This is a genomic window from Actinacidiphila oryziradicis, assembly GCF_005047355.1.
GTDB classification, from domain to species: Bacteria; Actinomycetota; Actinomycetes; order Streptomycetales; family Streptomycetaceae; genus Actinacidiphila; species Actinacidiphila oryziradicis.
The window spans coordinates 1-1,200 of the sequence record NZ_SUMC01000346.1 but is presented as its reverse complement, the minus strand read 5'-3'; the positions used below and the strand labels follow the sequence as shown (position 1 = coordinate 1,200).

General features: G+C 69.2%; 2 protein-coding genes. One reads left to right on the top strand and one right to left on the bottom strand.

Features of this window, described 5'->3' with window-relative positions; translation table 11 throughout:
* Window positions 1–821: 821 nt before the first annotated feature.
* Window positions 822–1,082, bottom strand: coding sequence for a hypothetical protein (locus FCI23_RS55800; RefSeq protein ID WP_136731776.1), 261 nt, complete (start codon window positions 1,080–1,082; stop codon window positions 822–824).
* Here FCI23_RS55800 and FCI23_RS64590 point away from each other — a divergent pair.
* Window positions 1,069–1,200: transposase (locus FCI23_RS64590; protein ID WP_407646176.1), on the top strand; the 132-nt coding region annotated here is incomplete at its 3' end. The genes FCI23_RS55800 and FCI23_RS64590 overlap by 14 nt on opposite strands.

Below are 1,200 nucleotides of genomic sequence, written 5' to 3'. Positions count from 1 at the left end.
GGCCCGGGACGGCCTCCCGGCTCGAAGAACAAGCACCGGGCCAAGCGCCACGACGTCGGCAAGACGGTCAAACGCGCCGAGTCGATCAAGGAACACCAAGCCCGCCGAGGATAAATGCCAAGCTGAGTCGGCGGTCTGTGCGCTCGCCGGTGAACGTGAACGCCCGGGCACCGCAGTTATCCGGATCAGAGACGAAAAACACGGGTCTGGCCGAACCTGAGTCTGACCCCGGACTAGGACTGACTTGGGCGGCTGGGCATTGGGCGAGCGGCGACCTTCCGCTCGCCCGAACGCACGCTGATGCGCTCGCCACAAGCAGAATCGCCAGTCCGACCGAGAAGATCCGATGCGCGAACGCCCGCCGTCCCGTCATCGTGTATGGCCCCACTACGCCGCTCCCAGCCCGTATCCCAGCACGAACGGGCCAACTGTAGTGAGATCAACGACAAGACGGGCCAGATTCATTAAGGAGCCTCGGCCTATAGTCGTCGCTCACCGTACGGCCCCGGCGTACGAGGGGCCCGGCGAACTGGTTCGCTTCGCCCGGCTCGCAACCGCGGCGAGGGCCTGGCGCTCGCCGCTGTCGCAGTCGGTCACGTCCCCCCGTCGCCTTGTGCCGCCCACGTCGCTCAACCTCTGAATCCATTAGGTCTTGACGATTTCTCCGAAAGAGCCCGTCGGCCACACATACCGCCCACCCTGCCCATACGAGGTGCCTTGCCCGGCGGCCGGGAGCGGGTCCCCCTCACCGAGACGCCACACGTGACGGGCGTCCTGCCCCGGCCGGGTGACGCGGTCCCTCAGCGCCCCCGGCCGGGCGGTCAGGGGGTGTCGCCTTGCCAGTCCCACAAGCGTGCGTCGCCGGATCGCGGGCCGTACAGGGCACGGCCGCCCCGGCCGTAGCGGCCGATCTCGGTGCGCAATGACGCGCCCACAGCACGCTCCATCACCGTCCAACCGGTGATGTCCAGCAAGAGCCCGTCCAGCGGCACACCGACCAACTCGCGGTACACGTGCCTCGGCCGCGGCGCCGGGTCATCGTGATCGGCCCCGTACCTGGCCGCCGTGATGGCCGCCGAGATCGGCGACGTGACCCGCTTCGCCGGCGCCCGCCAGCTGTGCTCCTGGGCCGGCCTGACCCCGCGGCACCGGGCCTCGGACACCAAGGTCCACCGCGGGCCGATCACCAAACAGGGCTCC